Annotated in this window: 13 protein-coding genes; 5 read left to right on the top strand and 8 right to left on the bottom strand. The window is 65.4% G+C overall.

Annotated elements, in window-relative coordinates:
• Positions 1-5 precede the first annotated feature (5 nt).
• The 3 genes from dkgB to ABIC76_RS14725 are packed head-to-tail and all read right to left on the bottom strand — an operon-like array spanning position 6 to position 2,979.
• Entirely contained in the window at positions 6-812 is an 807-nt protein-coding gene (gene dkgB / locus ABIC76_RS14735; RefSeq protein WP_354534420.1) for a 2,5-didehydrogluconate reductase DkgB, read from the bottom strand.
• 23 nt (positions 813-835) lie between these two features.
• Positions 836-2,038: an MFS transporter gene (locus ABIC76_RS14730; protein ID WP_354534419.1), complete on the bottom strand. Its 1,203-nt coding sequence runs from the start codon at positions 2,036-2,038 to the stop codon at positions 836-838.
• The gene (locus ABIC76_RS14725; protein WP_354534719.1) at positions 2,035-2,979 is read right to left on the bottom strand and encodes a TIGR03571 family LLM class oxidoreductase; all 945 of its coding nucleotides are present in this window, start codon (positions 2,977-2,979) and stop codon (positions 2,035-2,037) included. The genes ABIC76_RS14730 and ABIC76_RS14725 overlap by 4 nt, the downstream gene beginning before the upstream one ends.
• A 242-nt stretch (positions 2,980-3,221) precedes the next feature.
• Here ABIC76_RS14725 and ABIC76_RS14720 point away from each other — a divergent pair, with 242 nt between their 5' ends.
• Together ABIC76_RS14720 and ABIC76_RS14715 are read left to right on the top strand one after the other, a co-directional pair.
• Positions 3,222-3,659 (top strand): MarR family winged helix-turn-helix transcriptional regulator, encoded by a 438-nt coding sequence (locus ABIC76_RS14720; protein ID WP_354534418.1) that lies wholly within the window; start codon positions 3,222-3,224, stop codon positions 3,657-3,659.
• A gap of 4 nt (positions 3,660-3,663) precedes the next feature.
• Positions 3,664-5,481, top strand: coding sequence for a chloride channel protein (locus ABIC76_RS14715; RefSeq protein ID WP_354534417.1), 1,818 nt, complete (start codon positions 3,664-3,666; stop codon positions 5,479-5,481).
• 9 nt (positions 5,482-5,490) lie between these two features.
• Here the strand turns inward: ABIC76_RS14715 and ABIC76_RS14710 are convergent, their stop codons facing one another.
• Together ABIC76_RS14710 and ABIC76_RS14705 are read right to left on the bottom strand one after the other, a co-directional pair.
• The gene (locus ABIC76_RS14710) at positions 5,491-7,155 is read right to left on the bottom strand and encodes a sensor domain-containing diguanylate cyclase (RefSeq protein WP_354534416.1); all 1,665 of its coding nucleotides are present in this window, start codon (positions 7,153-7,155) and stop codon (positions 5,491-5,493) included.
• Between the two features lies 1 nt (position 7,156).
• Positions 7,157-8,158 carry an NAD-dependent epimerase/dehydratase family protein gene (locus ABIC76_RS14705; protein WP_354534415.1) on the bottom strand — a complete coding sequence of 334 codons (1,002 nt, stop codon included), beginning with the start codon at positions 8,156-8,158 and terminating at the stop codon, positions 7,157-7,159.
• Between the two features lie 79 nt (positions 8,159-8,237).
• Between ABIC76_RS14705 and ABIC76_RS14700 the strand changes: the two genes are divergently transcribed.
• From ABIC76_RS14700 to ABIC76_RS14690, 3 genes are all read left to right on the top strand, one after another.
• Entirely contained in the window at positions 8,238-9,287 is a 1,050-nt protein-coding gene (locus ABIC76_RS14700; protein ID WP_354534414.1) for a CDP-6-deoxy-delta-3,4-glucoseen reductase, read from the top strand.
• A 271-nt stretch (positions 9,288-9,558) separates the two neighbouring features.
• Positions 9,559-10,746: an acetylornithine transaminase gene (locus ABIC76_RS14695; protein ID WP_004632019.1), complete on the top strand. Its 1,188-nt coding sequence runs from the start codon at positions 9,559-9,561 to the stop codon at positions 10,744-10,746.
• 79 nt (positions 10,747-10,825) lie between these two features.
• On the top strand, positions 10,826-11,302 hold the full coding sequence (locus ABIC76_RS14690) for a GNAT family N-acetyltransferase (RefSeq protein ID WP_354534413.1): 477 nt from the start codon (positions 10,826-10,828) through the stop codon (positions 11,300-11,302).
• 75 nt (positions 11,303-11,377) lie between these two features.
• On the opposite strand, the gene ABIC76_RS14685 is transcribed toward ABIC76_RS14690, so the two are convergent.
• Genes ABIC76_RS14685 through ABIC76_RS14675 form a run of 3 tightly spaced genes read right to left on the bottom strand, consistent with a single transcriptional unit; the run spans position 11,378 to position 14,029 of the window.
• A complete protein-coding gene (locus ABIC76_RS14685; RefSeq protein ID WP_009241298.1) occupies positions 11,378-12,094 on the bottom strand; it encodes an ABC transporter ATP-binding protein in 717 nt (238 codons plus the stop codon).
• Between the two features lie 17 nt (positions 12,095-12,111).
• Positions 12,112-12,888, bottom strand: coding sequence for an ABC transporter ATP-binding protein (locus ABIC76_RS14680; RefSeq protein WP_004632013.1), 777 nt, complete (start codon positions 12,886-12,888; stop codon positions 12,112-12,114).
• Positions 12,889-12,901: 13 nt separating this feature from the next.
• On the bottom strand, positions 12,902-14,029 hold the full coding sequence (locus ABIC76_RS14675) for an ABC transporter permease subunit (protein ID WP_027680741.1): 1,128 nt from the start codon (positions 14,027-14,029) through the stop codon (positions 12,902-12,904).
• Positions 14,030-14,032 lie beyond the last annotated feature (3 nt).

Here is a 14,032-nt window from a genome sequence, read left to right as displayed (position 1 = left end):
GATGTTCAATCCCAGTGCGGCGCCAGCCCGTCCGGTGAAACCTCGCGGCCGTTGCGCTCAAGCGCGGCGATCTGCGCCATGTCGTCGGCGGTCAGTTGCAGCGTTTGTGCGCGCAGGTTGCTCGCAAGATTTTCACGCTTGGTCGACGACGGGATCACCGAATAGCCCAGCTGCATCGCCCAGGCCAGCACGACCTGCGCCGGCGTCGCCTCGTGCCGCTGTGCAATCGCGCCGATCACCGGATCGCCCAGCACCTTGCCGTAGGCGAGTGTCATGTACGACGTGACGTGAATGCCCTCGCGCTGCAGGAATTCGACGAGCTTGCGGTTCTGCAGATACGGGCTCAGCTCGATCTGGTTGGTGGCGATGGCGTCTTTGCCGACCACCGCCATCGCCTGTTGCGTCAGCGCGATGTTGAAGTTCGAGACGCCGATCTCGCGCGTCAAACCCCGGGCCTTGGCGTCGGCCAACGCAGTCATGAATTCTTCGAGCGACACGCCGTTGTTGGGCGCAGGCCAGTGGATCAGCGTGAGGTCGACGTAGTCGGTGCGCAGTTTGGCGAGGCTGTCTTCGAGGCTCGGCGCCAGCTTGTCCTTGGCGTAGTTGTCGACCCAGATCTTGGTGGTGAGGAAGAGGTCTTCGCGGCGCAGACCGGAGCTTGCGATGGCTTCGCCCACGTCGGCTTCGTTGCCGTAGATCTGTGCCGTGTCGATTGCGCGGTAGCCGAGTTCCAGGCCATTGCGAACCGAGTCGATGACAACCTGGCCCTTCAGGCGGAACGTACCGAGGCCGAAAGCGGGAATCTTGTTCATCTTGTGCTCCAGGGAAAATCGAATCAGGGGTTCATGGCCAGGCGCGCCCGGCGCTGCACGACGTGCAGGCCCACCAGCGCAAGGCCCGCCGCAGCGATCACCGCGCCGACAATCGGCACTGCCGCATAGCCCAGGCCTGCGGAGATGGCCGCACCGCCCGCTGCCGCGCCCAGCGCGTTGCCGAGGTTGAACGCGCCCACGTTGACCGACGACGCAAGGCCCGGCGCTTCAGCCGCGGCACGCATCACGCGCATCTGCAGCGGCGGCACGACTGCAAACGTGGCAATGCCCCATACCAGCAACGCGGCGGCGGCACCGACGTGCGTCTTGGCCAACACGGGAAACGCGAGCATCGTCACGATCAACAGCACCAGGAAGCCGATCAGGCTGCCGTCGAGCGAGCGATCGGCCAGGCGGCCGCCGGCAATGTTGCCGATCGAAAAACCGATGCCGATCAGCACCAGCATGGCCGTCACAAACGCCGGCGAAGCACCGGTCAGCTGTGCGAGCGTCGGGGCGACGTACGTGTAGAGCGTGAACATCGCGCCGGCGCCAAGCACTGTGGTGGCAAGCGCGCCGAGCACAACGGGACGTGTCAACACGGCCAGCTCTGCGCGCAGGTTGGGCATCTTGCCGGCATCGCCCTTCGGCAGTGCGGTGAACAGGCCCGCGATGGCGATGAGACCCAGGCTTGCCGTGGCGGCAAACGACATACGCCAGCCGATCATCTGGCCAAGCCACGTCGCGGCCGGCACACCGCCGACGTTGGCGATCGTCAGGCCCATGAACATCGTGGCCACGGCGCTGGCCTGCTTCTCGCGCGGCACAAGGCTGGCGGCCACCACGGAGCCCAGTCCGAAGAACGCCCCGTGGTTGAGACTGGTGACGAGCCGCGCGAGCAGCAGCGTCGTGTAATCCGGCGCCACAGCAGAGAGCAGGTTGCCGATGGTGAAGATGCTCATCAGCGCGATCAGCGCCTTGCGGCGCGGCCACCGTGCAAGCAGCAACGTCATGATCGGCGCACCGACCATCACGCCGATGGCGTACGCGCTGATCAGCATGCCGGCCTGCGGAATCGATACATGCACGCCGTCGGCGATCACGGGCAGCAGGCCCATCGGCGAGAACTCGGTGGTGCCGATGCCAAAGGCGCCGGCGGCAAGCGCGAGCAACGGCAGCGTGGCACTGCCGCGCGTGGGCTCGGTGGAAGCGGGGGTGGGGTTCATGCGGTGTACTCCAGAGCAGAGGGTTGGAAAGCGGGCAGGACCTCTGCCGCGATTTCCGCAAACGTTTCAGCAAGCGGGCGACGATTTCGGCGGAAATGCAGCCCGATATGCTGCACACCGGCCTCGCGCATCGCCGCCAATTCTTCGGACAATGCAATGCGCCCGGCGCGTGCGCCAAAGCGATGACGTTGCAGCGGTTCGTGCGGGTCATCCGCCAGATCGAGGTGGATGAAGCTCACGTAGGGCTTGTCGCCGGCAACGGCACGCCATGCGGCGGCGCGTTGCGCGTGGTCGGCTGGCGTGCCCGGATAGGCAAGGCAACCGTCCATGTGCGCGCCGATCCAGGCCGGCGTCTGTTGCGCGAGGCCGGCCACCAGCAGCGGAACCGGCGTGCGCACGGCCGGAAGAACTTCCAAGCCGGCCGGCAAGCTGCCGCGCGCACCATCACGCAATAGCGCGATCTGGTCGCGGAAGCTGGCGCCGCGCGACTCGAAGTCGCGGCCGAACAGCGGATATTCGACAGGCCGGTCACCGCTGGCCACGCCGAGCAACAGACGACCGCCGCTCAGTTCCTGAATCGTCGCTGCCGACTTGAGCGTCAGCAGCGGCTCGCGCAACGGCAGCACCACGGCGGCCGTGCCGAGCAGGATGTTGCGCGTGATGCCGGCCAGATAGCCCAGGTACGAAAACACTTCGAACACCTGCGCGGCATCGCCGAATGCGGGGTCGTACACCGGTACATCGCGCACCCACAGGGCACGAAAGCCGAGCGAATCGGCGAGCTTGGCGAGCGTCGCGTGCTGTTCAAGATCAGGGACACCGTGGCGGCGCCCGTCACGCAGGCGCTTCGCGTCGCCGGCCGGGGACCAATCGTTGTCGAGCGGCAACTCGATGCCGATGCTGAAGCCGCCGTGTGTCAGTTTGTCGAGTGCGGGGGACATGGTTTTGACCGGTTCAAAAGGCGCTAAGAGGGCACGCCCGCGACCGGCGTAATGAGCATGGATGGCAGTGTGCGGGTTCCACCTTTGCAGAAAAACCCGTCCGTCGACGAAACAGTCTTGATTGTCAATCAACAATGCATGTTGATTGGGGCGCACGCCGGGGTGCCAGTGCAGCGCGCCCGTCGGCTTTCCAATATATGTCACATAGTGATATATTCGACCGCAAACCCATTATTTGCGCCATGTCCACTTCCGCACGCCCTTTGTCCAAGCAGGATTTCGAGAACCTCTCCAATTTCCGCTACCACCTGCGCCGCTTCCTGCGCGCGTCCGAAGATCTGATCCAGGCCAAGGGCATCACCCCGCTGCAGTATCAATTGCTGCTGCACGTGAAAGGCTATGCCGGGCGTGAATGGGCCACCGTTGGCGAACTGGCCGAGCGCCTGCAGGCGGCGCCGCACGGCACGGCGGCGCTCGTCACGCGTTGCGAAGAAGCCGGGCTGGTCGTGCGCCGCCCGAGCGATACCGACGCCCGCCAGGTGGAAGTGCATCTTTCCAGAAAGGGCGATCACCTGGTTGCGCTGCTGGCCGAGCTGCACCAGAGCGAGCTGTCGGCCTTCAGCCGCGCCTTCAAGCTTCCGCACCTCGATCAACCGGCCGAACCCGCCGCCGAGCAGTGACGCCATGCCAACCCTTGAACACTCGCCGCATCGGCGCGACTTTGCGACCGACACCACGCTGTTCCGCACGACTGCACTTGCGGTCGTCATCGCAGCCATTGCCACGCTGGCAGCGGTGGTGCTCCTCAACCTGATCCGCTTCTTCACCAACCTGTTCTTTTTCCAGACGCTGTCGCTGGCGGACCGCTCGCCGGCCACCAATACGCTCGGCGCCTGGGTGATTGCGGTGCCGCTCATCGGCGGGCTCATCGTCGGGCTGATGGCGCGCTTCGGTTCGGAGAAGATCCGCGGTCACGGCATTCCCGAGGCCATCGAAGCGATTCTGTTCGGCAAGAGCAAGATGTCGCCGAAGGTGGCGGTGCTCAAGCCGCTGTCGTCGGGTGTCGTGATCGGCAGCGGCGGGCCATTTGGCGCGGAAGGCCCGATCATCATGACAGGCGGCGCGATCGGCTCGCTGTTCGCGCAGTTCTTCAAGCTGACGGCGGCTGAGCGCAAGACCCTGCTGGTGGCCGGTGCCACGGCCGGCATGACCGCCGTATTCGGCACGCCAGTCGCCGCCTTGCTGCTGGCGGTGGAACTGCTGCTGTTCGAATGGCGCCCGCGCAGCATGCTGCCCGTGGCGGTGGCCTGCGCGGTGGCGGGCTTCCTCCGTGTTTTGGTGCTGGAGCCCGGCCCCCTCTTCCCGCTGGAAACCGCGCCCGCGACGCTGCCTGCGCTGGGCTCGTGCGTGATCGCCGGGTTGCTGTGCGGCGCGCTGGCACGCTCGCTGTCGATGGCGCTGTACAAGACCGAAGACCTGTTCGGCCGCCTGCCGATCCACTGGATGTGGTGGCCGGCCATCGGCGGCCTGGTGGTGGGCATTGGCGGCTATTTCGAACCGCGCGCCCTGGGCGTCGGCTACGACGTCATCGGCGACCTGCTGCACAACCATCTCGCCATCCGCGTGGCGCTGGCGCTGCTGGTGGTCAAGGCCATCATCTGGGTGATCGCGCTGGGCTCGGGCACGTCGGGCGGTGTGCTCGCTCCGCTGCTGATGATGGGCGCTGGTCTTGGTGTGCTTATCGGGCCTGTGCTGCCGGGCGGTGATCCGGGCCTGTGGCCGCTCGTCTGCATGGCCGCCATGCTGGCGGGTGTGCTGGGCGCCCCGCTCACGGCCATCGTCTTCGCCTTCGGGCTCACGCACGATGTGAATGCGCTGCTGCCGATTTTGCTGGCGGTCGCGGTGTCCTACGGTTTTGTCGTGCTGACCATGCCGCGCTCGATCATGACCGAGAAGATCGCGCGCCGCGGCTTCCACATCTATCGCGAATACGCGGTCGACCCGCTCGAGCGCCACGCCGTGGATGAGGTGATGACGCGTTCGGTGCAGACCATCGACGCACAGGCCACGCTGGCCGATACACTCGCGGACCGCTTTGGCGCCACGCAGGCGCACCGCGCATTTCCGGTGGTGCAAGGCGCGCCGAATGGCAGGCTGATCGGCATGCTCGACCGCGAGGCGCTGCTGGCGGGCCAGACGCGCGGCGCCGTCACCGTGGCCGAATTGTTTGGCGCAAACGCCCCCGTGATGGCGTTGCCTGGCGAGACCTGCCGCATCGTTGCCACACGGCTGGCGGTGCATGGGCTCGAGCGGCTGCCTGTGGTGGCCGATTCGCAATCGCGCGCGTTGGTAGGCATTGTCTCGCGCAGCGATCTGGTCAAACCGTCGCTGGCCTTCTTTGATGAAGAACAGCGCCGTGAACGCTTCCGCCGTGTGCCGCTGTCGGGCGCACGCACGCAGCTTGAACTGCGCCGTCGTCGCGCGGGCCGCGCGCGGCGCTAGCCTCAGCCCTCAGCCGGCCACGTGCCGGTTGCGCCCGCTTTCCTTGGCGCGATACAGCGCGAGATCAGCGCGCTTGAGCATTTCCGACGCGGTATCGCCCGGCCGGCAGACCGTCATGCCCATGCTGACCGTCATCGAGAGCCCGGTCGGGAAACTTTCGTCGCTCTCGGCCACCGCGGTGCGCAAGCGCTCGGCCACCTCGGTGGCGGTTTCCAGCGTGGTGCGGCCCATCACCATGGCGAATTCCTCTCCGCCCAACCGCCCAACCAGGTCACTGCTGCGCAGCACGCCCGTGGCAAGCGACGCAAAGCGCTGCAGCGCCATGTCGCCCACAGCGTGGCCCCATGTGTCGTTGATCCGCTTGAAGTGATCCAGATCGGCCAGCACCAGCACGAGTGGTTCGGCGCGATTGTGGGCACGCGCAAGCACCGTGTCGAACAGCGCCAGGAAGCGCCGGCGCGTCAGCACACCTGTCAGATGGTCGAAATGCGCCTCGTTGGCAAGTGCGCTGTTGGTGCGCTGCAGCCGCTGGTTCAGATGGCGCGTCACGCGGTGGTGCTGCCGCTCGCGCACCAACGACCACGCCACCAGCACGAACGTAGCCAGCACGCTCACGAACAGCACGAACCCGATCATCCGATTGCGCGCATGGTTGGCGATCTGCTGCCCCCACGCCGGCAGCGGCTCGGCCACGACGACGGTGAGGTCTGCGCTCGCATTGCGCGACACGGTCAGCGATGGCATCGCGCTGCCCTCGCGCCAGGCCAGCGTATCGCGCACCTCGGGCGGCACCCAGCTCGGCACGTCGGGATGCGCCTTCGCGGTCGGCTGATAGGGCCACGGTTCGAAGTCGACGCGCTGGTAGGCGTTGTACCGGTCGCTGGCGCCCATGCGCTGCAGGCGCGCATCCGGCAGGATCTTGCCCACCAGCGACGCATCGGTCGACAGAATGATCAGCCCATTCGGATCGGTCACCAGCGAGGTCGGGTGCGATACCCAGTGCTGCAACCGCGCGAGGCTCACCTTGGTGCCCATCACCGCGATCAGGTATCCACCCGCGTCATACACCGGCGCGGCGAAGAACAGGCCCGGCACGCCCGTCACCCGGCCCACCGTGAACTGCTCGCCCAGGCCGCCCAGCATCGCCTCCTTCATGTACGGCTGCATGCTCGACTGCACGCCGACGAACGAATCGGCACGACCGGCGTTGTTGGCCAGCACCACGTAATTGTTCTGGTTCACGACCCACACGTAGTCCAGCCCGAGATTGCCGGCGGTGGCGTTCAGGAATGCGTCGATGTCGACCACTTCGGGATGCGACATCGCCTGTTGCGCACGCGAGCCCTGGTCCATCAGGTTCCAGCGCCGGGTGTCGACGCGCTGCACCGCGCGCGGGATGGCGTCGATCTGCGCAAGCGTCTGCGGCAGCGCGCGCAGCAGGGCCACGTCCGCCGTGATCTGGCTCGACATCCCCTCCGCCACCTGGGCGGCCAACTGGCGCCGCGCATCCACCATCTGCTGCACGTCGCGCGCGCTCATCGAATCGGCCACGAAGCAGGCGGCAAACCACGAGACACCCACGCCCACCAGCGCCGCAGACAGCCAAAGCGCCCATCGCGCAATGCGCAGCCGGGCGCCATGCGACGACGTTGGGGCGGGCGCCGGCGCCTTCATGTCAGGCCTCGCTGCCCAGGAAATCCGCGACCGTCGGGTAGCGCAGCGCCACCCGCAGCTCACGCGCAAGCCGGGTGTTGCGCAGCCGGCGCGATTCGCTCATGAACGACAGCAGCGCCGGCTCGATCTGCTGGATCGCCTCGGCGCGCGAAATGCGCGGCGGCCGCTGCAAGCCGCGCGCATCGGCCACGGCGTCGAAGTAATCGCCCATGCGCAACTCAGAGGCGTCGCTGGCGTGCACGACGCGCTGTGGCCGGCCCCGGAACAGCGCGGCAATGACGGCGCGCGCGAGGTCGTCAGCGTGAATGTGGTTGGTGTAAACGTCATCCTCCGCGCGCAGGGCGGGCGTACCGCGCTGGAGCCGCGCGACGGGCAGCCGGTCCGCCGCATAAATGCCGGGAATGCGCAGGATCGACGTGCGCCAGCCGCCGCCCGCGCCGAACCAGCGCACGCGGCGCTCGGCGGCGACCCGGCGCTGCGCACGCGCCGTGGTGGGCTTCACGGGCCGGGCTTCGTCCACCCAGGCGCCTCCCGCATCACCGTAGACGCCGCTGGTGCTGGCATAGACAAACGCGCGCGCTTGGAGGCGGGTTTTCAAGCGGCCAGTGAGGCCACCGGACTTGTGCGCCCGCTCGGGTAAAATGCGACGTTTTGTGGCGGTGGAATTCGGGGATGGTTGCGCCAGCGTATGCAGGAGCGCGGCGGTACGCGGATCATCGTTGCCAACTGCGGGCGGCGGTGCCAGATGCAGCACGCGGGGGCTCAACCCTCGCAGCCGTTGCAGCGACGCGGCATCGTCCAGGTTGGCGACAATCGGCACGGCACCCGCTTCGCGCAACGAAGCGCGGCCTTCAAGGCGCGAGGTGACGGCAAAGACGCGAAAACGCGAGCGCAGCAACGTCAGGCAGCGCTGCCCGACATCGCCGCAGCCGACGATCAGCACGCGCGGGCGTCCCAGGCGTGGTGCAGGATTGGATGGCCGAGCGACTGACTGATTCACCATCGGACGTGCTGCCGGATTGACCACGATTGCATGCCCATCAGGGCGACCAGACACTCTTTTCAACATATTCGGATTGTAGATGGCTTACCAGATCAACGTGCTGCCCAGCGGCCGCCAGTTCCAGGCCGAAGACGGCGAGACCATCCTTGCAGCAGCGCTGCGCCAGGGCATCGGCCTGCCGTACGGCTGCAAGAACGGCGCGTGCGGCTCGTGCAAGGGCCAAGTGCGCGAGGGCTCCATCGTTCAGGGCAACCACTCGCCCAACGCGCTGACCGCCCAGGAGGCCACCGAAGGCCGCGCGCTGTTCTGCTGCGCCACGCCTGCCACGGACGTCACCATCGAAGTGCGCGAAGTGCACGGCGCCGGCGATGTCCCCATCAAGAAGATCCCATGCCGCGTCGCGTCGCTGGAGAAGGCCGCGCCGGACGTCACCATCGTCAAGCTGCAACTGCCTGCCACCGAGCGTATGCAATTTCTGGCCGGGCAGTACGTGGAATTTCTCCTGCGCGACGGCAAGCGCCGCAGCTACTCGATCGCCAACCCGCCGCACGACGACGGCCCGATCGAGCTGCACATCCGCCACATGCCGGGCGGCGCGTTTACCGACTACGTGTTTGGCGCCAAGGAAGGCGCCCCGGCCATGAAGGAGCGCGACATCCTGCGCTTCGAAGGTCCGCTGGGCAGCTTCTTCCTGCGTGAAGAATCCGACAAGCCGATCATCCTGCTGGCCTCGGGCACCGGCTTTGCGCCCATCAAGGCAATCATCGAGCATGCCCAGTTCATCGGCAGCACGCGCCCGATGACGCTGTACTGGGGCGGCCGCCGCCCGCAAGACCTGTACATGCACGCCAAGGCCGAAGAATGGGCGCGCACGCTGCCGAACTTCACGTACGTGCCGGTCGTCTCCAACGCCCTGCCCGAAGACGCCTGGACGGGCCGCACCGGTTTCGTTCACCAGGCGGTGATGGCCGACTACCCCGATCTGTCGGGGCACGAGGTCTACGCCTGCGGCGCGCCGGTGGTGATCAACTCCGCCCGCGCGGACTTCGCTGCCCAGTGCGGAATGCATCCGGACGCATTCTTCGCCGATTCGTTCACCTCGGAGGCCGATCTCCATCCGGCCGGCTGACGTTGCACAAATCCAAAGAAGGCCAAAATTTCGTTTTGACTTGACTTGGCATCCGTCTTATTCTTGCGCCTTATGAACCAAGCCCTGCACCTCCGACGCCGCCGTACGTTGCTCCCTCCGGGAAGCCACGCGGCTGTCTGCTGATTGCATATCGGGTTCACAGGATTCGACGATCACAAGGCCACGGGGCGCCCCCCGTGGCCTTTGTCTTTTTCCAACGCGCGTTTTTTCGGTTTTTCATCTTCCTGCCGCCTTTTTCTGGAGCTTTGCCATGGCGTTTGCTGACTACCCCGTCCAGTCCCTGATGTACATCACCAACCGGCCCGAGATCGTCTTCACCGAAGGCAAGGGCTCGTGGCTGACGGACCACAACGGCAAGCGATACCTGGACTTCGTGCAAGGCTGGGCCGTCAACTGCCTCGGCCACTCCAACGACGGCATGATCGAAGCGCTGAACGCGCAGGCTCGCAAGCTGATCAACCCGAGCCCGGCGTTCTACAACGAGCCGATGGCCAAGCTGGCCGGTCTGCTCACGGCGCACAGCTGCTTTGACAAGGTGTTCTTCGCGAACAGCGGCGCCGAAGCCAACGAAGGCGCCATCAAGCTCGCCCGCAAGTGGGGCAAGAAGCATAAGAACGGCGCCTTCCAGATCATCACGTTCGACCACAGCTTCCACGGCCGCACGCTCGCCACCATGAGCGCATCCGGCAAGGCAGGCTGGGACACCATCTTCGCCCCGCAGGTGCCGGGCTTCCCGAAGGCCATCCTGAACGACATCGCCTCGGTCGAAGCGCTCATCACCGACGAGACGGTCGGCGTGATGCTGGAGCCGGTGCAAGGCGAAGGCGGCGTGCTGCCGGCCACGCCGGAATTCATGCAGCAACTGCGCGCGCTGACCAAGAAGCACAAGATCCTGTTGATCGTCGATGAAGTGCAAGCCGGTTGCGGCCGCTGCGGCACGCTCTTCGCCTACCAGCTCTCGAACATCGAGCCGGACATCATGACGCTGGGCAAGGGCATCGGCGGCGGCGTGCCGCTGTCGGCCCTGCTGTGCACCGATGAAGTGGCGAGCTTCGAAGCCGGTGACCAGGGCGGCACCTACAACGGCAACCCGCTGATGACGGCCGTCGGCTGCTCGGTGATCGAGCAACTGCTGGCGCCGGGCTTTCTGGCTGGCGTGGAAGAACGCGGCGCCTATCTGCGCACGCAACTGCTCAAGCTGAGCGAAGAGTTCGGCCTGGCCGGCGAGCGCGGTAACGGTCTGCTGCGCGCGCTGCTGCTCGGCAAGGACATCGGCGGCCAACTCGTCGAAGCGGCACGCGAGATGAACCCGACGGGCCTGCTGCTGAACGCCCCGCGTCCGAACATCCTGCGCTTCATGCCCGCGCTGAACGTGACGACTGAAGAAATCGACACGATGATCGGCATGCTGCGCACGCTGCTGAAGGCACACGCCTAAGGCGCACCGCATACCCTGGGGCGGCGCGCAATGCGTCGCCCTGCATCGCCTTACCCCTGTTCCCACTCTGAGGTTTGCCATGGCCGTGACGCGAGAAGTTCCGGCCACGGGGATCGTTTTGTCCGATGATTCCGCGTGGCTTCCGCTGGACCAGATCTACCAGTTCCTTTCGCAGGAAACGCATTGGGCCCGCGGTCTGCCGCGAGAGGTGTTCGACCGATCGGTCGCGAACTCGCTGTGCTTCGCCGCCTATCGTCGGAACGACGATGACTCGCATGGCGACCTCGTGGGCTTTGCGCGGGTCATCACCGACCGCGCGACGTTTGCGTATCTGTGCGACGTGTTCGTGCTGCCGGCGTGGCGCGGAAAAGGCGTCTCGCACGTGCTGATGGAATTCCTGCGCGAGCATCCTGACCTGCAGACGCTGCGCCGCACAGTGCTGGTGACAACGGGCGCCGACTGGCTCTATCGCAAGCATGGCTTTACCGATGTGCCCGAGGGCATCGGCTTCATGCAATTGCATCGGCCGAACATCTACACAGCAACGTCGCCCTGAAACGTCGGGCACACGCAAAGAAAAAGCCCCGCAATTGCGGGGCTTCTTCATGATGCTGATGGTGCTTGATGGTGCTTATTCGCCCAAGTAGGCGGCACGCACCTTCGGGTCGTCGAGCATCTGCTTGGCATCGCCGCTCATGGTGATGAGACCGGAGTCCATCACGTAGCCGCGGTGCGCAGCCTGCAACGCCAGACGCGCGTTCTGCTCAACGAGCAGCACGGTCACGCCTTGCGCCGAGATGTCGCGCACGACCTCGAAGATCTTCTCCACCATGATCGGCGAGAGACCCATCGACGGCTCGTCCAGCAACAGCAGCTTCGGTTGGCTCATCAGCGCACGCGCCATGGCCAGCATCTGCTGCTCGCCGCCCGACATCGTGCCGGCCAGCTGGTTTGCACGTTCCTTCAGGCGCGGGAAGATGCCGAACATGCGGTCGATGTCGGCCTTGATGTTGGCCTCGTCGTTGCGCGTGAAGGCACCCATCTGCAGGTTCTCGACGATGGTCATGCGCGCGAACACGCCGCGGCCTTCCGGCACCATCGCCAGACCCTGCTTGAGCAGGTTGTAGCTCGGCACGCCCTTGATGGACTTGCCCAGATACTGCACATCACCGCCGGCCCAGCCCTGCAGGCCGGTGATGGCCTTCATGGTGGTCGTCTTGCCGGCGCCGTTGGCACCGATCAGCGTGACCAGCTCACCTTCGCGAATCTCCAGATCCACGCCCTTGACCGCCTGGATGCCGCCGTAAGCGACCTTCAGGCTGTCGATCTTCAACATTACTGGTTTCATTGTTCCGTTCCTCCGCATCAGTGCGCCGATGCGCCGAGGTAGGCCTCGATCACGGCCGGGTTGCTCTGCACTTCCTGCGGCAGGCCTTGTGCGATCACCTTGCCGTAATCGAGCACGGTCAGGCGGTTGCACAGGCCCATCACCAGCTTCACATCGTGCTCGATCAGCAGGATGGTCTTGCCGTCGGAACGGATCTTGTCGAGCAGGCCGCGGAGTTCCACCTTTTCCGTGGCGTTCATGCCGGCGGCCGGCTCGTCCAGGGCCAGCAGCTTGGGCTGCGTGGCCAGGGCACGGGCGATTTCCAGACGACGCTGGTGACCGTACGACAGGTTGCGCGCCGTGTAGTTGGCGTACTTGCCGATACCGACATAGTCCAGCAGGTCGTGCGCCCAGTCTTCGATCGACTGCTCTTCTTCGCGTGCCGCCTTGGTGCGGAACACCGCGCCGATCAGGCCGGCCTTGGTGCGGACGTGGCGGCCGACCATGACGTTTTCCGCCGCGGTCATGTCGCCAAACAGGCGGATGTTCTGGAACGTGCGCGCAATGCCAGCCTTGGCCACTTCATGCACGGCGGTCGGCTGGTAGGGCGTACCGCCCAGCACGAACTCGCCCGCGTCCGGCGTGTACAGCCCCGTGATGACATTGAAGAACGTGGTCTTGCCGGCGCCGTTCGGGCCGATCAGACCGTAGATTTCGCCTTCGCGAATTTCCAGGCTCACGTCGGACAGCGCTTGCAGGCCGCCGAAACGCTTCTGCACTCCTCGGATCGAGAGGAGGACGTTGTTGTTGCTCATGTGCGTGCCTCCATCAGATACGGGACAGTCCACCAGCCCGCTGCTTTTGCGGACGGTCTTCCTTGCGCGGCGAGGGCCACAGGCCCGCAGGGCGATACAGCATCACCACCACCATCGCCAGGCCGAACAGCAGCTGACGAAGCACTTCCGCTTCCACGATCACATGGCCGAACAGCTTGTTCTGCACCGGCTCGGCCAGCGCACGCAGCAACTCCTGGAAACCGACCAGCAGAATGCCGCCCAGGATCACGCCCGGGATATGCCCCATACCACCCAGCACCACGATCGCCAGGATGTAGATCGACTCCCACAGCACGAACGATTCCGGCGACACGAAGCCCTGGAACGACGCGAACATCGCACCCGACACACCACCGAACGACGCACCCATCGCAAAGGCCAGCAGCTTGATGTTGCGCGTGTTGATGCCCATCGCCTTGGCGGCGATTTCATCTTCACGCAGCGCCACCCATGCACGACCGATACGCGAGTTCTGCAACCGCAGGCACACGATGATGATGATCGCGGCCAGGATCACGAACAGGTAGTAGTACATGTAGACCGAGTCGAAGCGGATGCCGAAGAAATCGTGGCGCTTCGAAAAGTCGAACCCGAAGATCTTGACCGGCTCGATCAGGTTGATGCCCTTCGGACCGTTGGTGATGTTCACCGGGCGGTCGAGGTTGTTCATGAAGATCCGGATGATTTCACCAAAGCCCAGCGTCACGATGGCGAGGTAGTCACCGCGCAGCTTCAGCACCGGCGTGCCCAGCAGAATGCCGAACAGCGCCGCCAGCCCGGCACCCAGCGGAATCACCCACCAGACGATGAGGTGCAGCCCATTGGGGAACAGGTTGTGGATCCACTCGAACTGGTTGGTCAGGTGCGGCGAACCCAGCAACGCCATCATGTAGGCACCGACCGCGTAGAACGCGATGTAGCCCAAGTCGAGCAGGCCGGCAAAGCCCACCACGATGTTCAGGCCCAGGGCCAGCATGATGTACAGCAGTGCGAAGTCCAGCACGCGCACCCAGTAGTTGCCACCTGCGGCTCCCACGATGAACGGCGCGAAGATCGCAAGGATCAGGAAGCCGTACAACGCGGCGCGCGTCTTCATCGGCGCTTTGAAATTTTCTGTCATGGC

It is taken from the genome of Ralstonia sp. 1138, from assembly GCF_040544795.1.
Classification (GTDB): Bacteria; Pseudomonadota; Gammaproteobacteria; order Burkholderiales; family Burkholderiaceae; genus Ralstonia; species Ralstonia flatus.
Note: the sequence above shows the minus strand (reverse complement) of the source record. Positions and strands in the feature narration are given on the sequence as shown.

Bases quoted from the DNA above. Each gene is read 5' to 3' on its own strand.
- dkgB (WP_354534420.1), bottom strand. From the start codon at position 812: ATGAACAAGATTCCCGCTTTCGGCCTCGGTACGTTCCGCCTGAAGGGC.
- ABIC76_RS14730 (WP_354534419.1), bottom strand. From the start codon at position 2,038: ATGAACCCCACCCCCGCTTCCACCGAGCCCACGCGCGGCAGTGCCACG.
- ABIC76_RS14725 (WP_354534719.1), bottom strand. From the start codon at position 2,979: ATGTCCCCCGCACTCGACAAACTGACACACGGCGGCTTCAGCATCGGC.
- ABIC76_RS14720 (WP_354534418.1), top strand. From the start codon at position 3,222: ATGTCCACTTCCGCACGCCCTTTGTCCAAGCAGGATTTCGAGAACCTC.
- ABIC76_RS14715 (WP_354534417.1), top strand. From the start codon at position 3,664: ATGCCAACCCTTGAACACTCGCCGCATCGGCGCGACTTTGCGACCGAC.
- ABIC76_RS14710 (WP_354534416.1), bottom strand. From the start codon at position 7,155: ATGAAGGCGCCGGCGCCCGCCCCAACGTCGTCGCATGGCGCCCGGCTG.
- ABIC76_RS14705 (WP_354534415.1), bottom strand. From the start codon at position 8,158: ATGGTGAATCAGTCAGTCGCTCGGCCATCCAATCCTGCACCACGCCTG.
- ABIC76_RS14700 (WP_354534414.1), top strand. From the start codon at position 8,238: ATGGCTTACCAGATCAACGTGCTGCCCAGCGGCCGCCAGTTCCAGGCC.
- ABIC76_RS14695 (WP_004632019.1), top strand. From the start codon at position 9,559: ATGGCGTTTGCTGACTACCCCGTCCAGTCCCTGATGTACATCACCAAC.
- ABIC76_RS14690 (WP_354534413.1), top strand. From the start codon at position 10,826: ATGGCCGTGACGCGAGAAGTTCCGGCCACGGGGATCGTTTTGTCCGAT.
- ABIC76_RS14685 (WP_009241298.1), bottom strand. From the start codon at position 12,094: ATGAAACCAGTAATGTTGAAGATCGACAGCCTGAAGGTCGCTTACGGC.
- ABIC76_RS14680 (WP_004632013.1), bottom strand. From the start codon at position 12,888: ATGAGCAACAACAACGTCCTCCTCTCGATCCGAGGAGTGCAGAAGCGT.
- ABIC76_RS14675 (WP_027680741.1), bottom strand. From the start codon at position 14,029: ATGACAGAAAATTTCAAAGCGCCGATGAAGACGCGCGCCGCGTTGTAC.